At 64.4% G+C, this 3,473-nt stretch carries 2 protein-coding genes; both read right to left on the bottom strand.

All coding sequences use genetic code 11. The features are described 5' to 3' along the window. Nucleotides 1-884, bottom strand: an 884-nt coding sequence (locus EV656_RS16290) for a PHP domain-containing protein (protein WP_132605833.1), incomplete at its 3' end; no start/stop codon positions are given. Nucleotides 885-1,396: 512 nt separating this feature from the next. Further along, complete coding sequence (locus tag EV656_RS16295) at nucleotides 1,397-3,247, bottom strand: SLC13 family permease (protein WP_200276902.1); 1,851 nt, start codon at nucleotides 3,245-3,247, stop codon at nucleotides 1,397-1,399. Between the last annotated feature and the right edge of the window lie 226 nt (nucleotides 3,248-3,473).

Here is a 3,473-nt window from a genome sequence, read left to right on the forward strand (position 1 = left end):
TCGTAGCTCAATTCGCTGAGACAAAAGCTGCACCGCGCGGCAATCTCCAGGGTGCGCTTGAGCGCCGCCGGGTGCCGCCGGAAAAGCTGTGCCATGTCGGACGCGCCCTTTAGGCGACGTTCGGCATTGGGCAAGGCGCGCATGCCGATCCGGTCGATGGTGATCCCCTCGCGCAGGCAGGTCAGCACATCGGCAAGCTTGCGCCGCCGCCCGTGATGCATCAGCACGTCCCCCACTGCCACCATCGGCGTCGAACAGCGCAGCGCCATGGCCGCACAGGTATCGAACCGGGCCTGATCGGCCCCGTCATAAGACGGCGCGGCCCCGAGAAAGACGTGACCGGGATACCGCCGCTGCAGATGGTGAAGCGGTACAAAGGCCTGCTGGAAATCGCGCGGCGGCAACGCGATCAGGATCATCCCGCGACACCCGTCTTCGAGATCGTCCAGGTCGAGATGGCATTCTCCCTTGGGCGCCCTCCGCTTGCCTTGGGTCAATAGCCGTGCAAGCCGTTGATAGGCCGCGCGATCAGTCGGCAGGGCCAGCCACTCCACGGGGCAATCACGCAACACCAGCCGCGAGCCGACGACAAGCTTTGGCAGCGTCGGCACAACCGGCATCGGCAAAGCCTGTGGCGGACCAACCACCTGCCGCGAGCTGGGGTCGATCTGTTGCGAGGACCGCACACGCAGGGTCCGGGCCGCCTCATCGCGCAGGGTCTTGAGCGCGGAATAGGCCCGCACCACCCCGGCAAGGGAATTGCGGTCGGTGATGGCGATGGCTGACAACCTCAGTTCGGCCGCGCGCAGCACCAGTTCCTCGGGATGCGAGGCCCCGGTCAGGAACGTGAAGTTCGAAGTGACGCAAAGCTCGGCGTAGGTCATGCGAAAGCGAAGAGGCGATGGACGGTCCGCGCACGCAGAACCCGGCCACGCAACAGGCCGAACACCCATAAGGAAACGACCGTTTTGCGTGTGTCTGCGTACATCCCAGAATATTTGTTCATTCTTTGTTCTTATTACTTGCCAAACGCATCAGAGTCGAGTCGTCGCACTCGGGATCAAAGAGCAGGAACGTTCGTCAACGGGTCTTGGCGGCATTGCGCCTCTATCGAGACTCGGCGTTCTGCGATCGCGCTGGCGTTATATTCCGCCCAGGATTTCGGCGCGCGAACGGCCCCGGCAAGCGCGCCATCAATAATGGCCGGAACGTTGAGTACCCCGCGCCGCGGTTCAGATTGGCGCTGACCAGACAGTGCGGTCCCTGCCATGTGGATGCGCAAGGCGGCCTATATCCACGGTCTGCGCCGGATTGCCGAAAGCGTGGCGGCGCGGGGCATCCAGGCTTGTCTCAAGAGACCTGATCGGTGTCCCGCCTGCCCGCGTCCCGCCGCATGTCAGAACGGCAGAATGACGGGCACCATCGCGATCACCACCGCAAGCGTTATGGCCGAAAAGGGCACCCCGATCTTGACGAAATCAAGGAACTTGTAGCCTCCCGGCCCCAGGACCAGCGTATTGACCGGGGAGCTGACCGGGGTCATGAAAGCCGCCGAGGCCGCCAGTGCCACGGTCATCGCAAAGGGGTATGGCGAAATCCCCAGGCTGTCGGCCACCGCCATCGCCACCGGCGCCATCAGAACCGCCGTGGCCGTGTTAGAAATGAACAAGCTGAACAGCGAGGTCGTCAGAAAAATCGCTGCCAGCAATACCCGTGGACTCGCCTCTCCGGCCAGCGCGATCAATCCGGCAGCGGCCATGTCCACGCCGCCGGTCCGTTCCAGCGCCAGGGCAAAGGGCAGCATGCCAACTATCAGCACCAGGCTTTTCATGTGCATTGCCCCGTAGGCTCCGGTCATGGTGACACATCCGAACAGGCCCAACGCCAGGCAGGCCAGCAAGACCAGGTGCACATTGGGCGCAACGCCCAGCACCATCCCCAGCACCATCAGCCCCACCACCAACAGCGCCAGCGGCGCACGCCGGGCACTGGGGGCGACATTGTCGGCCTCGCCGGGCAGGTCCAGCATCACCACCTCGCCGCGCCGGTCCTGCACGCGGCGGATATCCTGCCACGCCCCCATCAGCAGCAGCGTGTCGCCAGGGCGCAGTGTTTCGTCCCGCAACGCGCCAGAGACTGCCCGGGCCCCGTGGCGCAACCCGATCACCGCCAGATCGTGGTGCGCGGGAAACTGAACCTCGGCTACGCTCCGGTCCACAAGGGAGGATGCCGGCGGGACCATGGCCTGCGCCAACCCCATGTCGCGGGCGCGCTCGGTGAACCAGTCCCCCGACAATGGCAGCTGCACCAGCCCCCAGCGGTTGCAGCTCTCATCCAGAGTGTCGCCCTGATCGGCCGCGTCGATCACCAGAATGTCGCCGGATCGTATTACGATGTCGGGCCGGGGGCGGATGATATCGCCGGCACGCCCGCCGATACGCTCGATCGCGAGCACGACCGGGCGGTCGGGTCCCCCCAGATTGAGCGCCGACAACGGGCGCCTTGCCGCCTGCGCGCCCGCCGGCACCCGCAATCGCGCGATACGACGGGCCAGATCGAAATCCGCGACCCAATCGCCCAAGCTGCGCCTGGTCGGGTCGGGCGATGTTACCGTCGCCCCACCGATGAACCGACGCAGCGCGATCATGTAAAGGATCGCCAGACCAAGGATCGGCAGCCCGAAGGGGGTGAAATCGAAGAACCCGAACCCCTCTTCGCCGCGGCGCAACAACTCGCCATGGACGATCAGGTTGGGGGGCGTGCCGATCAGCGTCAGCATTCCCGAAATCAGCGCCGCCATCGACAGCGGCATCATCAACCGCCCCGGCGCGACCCGCGAGCTGCGCGCAATGCGCAACACCATTGGGATGAAGATCGCAACCACCCCGGTTGAAGACATGATCGAACTCAGCGCAGCCGCTCCCACCATCAGGAAGAAGATCAGCCGCGCCTCGGACCGGCCGGCCCGCGCCGCGATCCAATCGCCGATGCGTTGGCTTACGCCGGTCTGCACCAGTGCCTCGCCGACAACGAAAAGCCCGGCAATAAGGATCACGTTGTTGTCGGAAAATCCCGCCAGCGCCTCTGACACCGAAATCACGCCGGTAAAGGGCAGCGCGACCATCACCATCACCGCCACCACATCCATACGCGGCCGGTTGATGGCGAACATCGTGACAGCGGCGATCAGGATCGCCACAACCAGCACCAGATCGGTAGGCAGCGACAAAACGCGGTCAGGAAGCATCGCGCAGACCCTTTTCGCCGAAGGCAAGACGCCCGCAAACATGCCGCAGCGCAGCAAAGATGAAAAGCACTGAGGCACGCGATCAGGCGAACAAGGCGATGGCGATGATCCGACGCACAATTGGATGACGTGCCGACAAGTGTAGCGCCTCCTGTCGGTCGTTTGTGTCGGCCAAGGCCCTAAATGCCTGACTATTAAAGGCCTGCCCAAGCGCTAAAAGCCGCCC

It is taken from the genome of Rhodovulum adriaticum (assembly GCF_004345735.1).
GTDB classification, from domain to species: Bacteria; Pseudomonadota; Alphaproteobacteria; order Rhodobacterales; family Rhodobacteraceae; genus Rhodovulum; species Rhodovulum adriaticum.

Excerpts from the sequence above, each read along its gene's own strand:
- EV656_RS16295 (WP_200276902.1), bottom strand. The coding sequence starts at position 3,247 with ATGCTTCCTGACCGCGTTTTGTCGCTGCCTACCGATCTGGTGCTGGTT.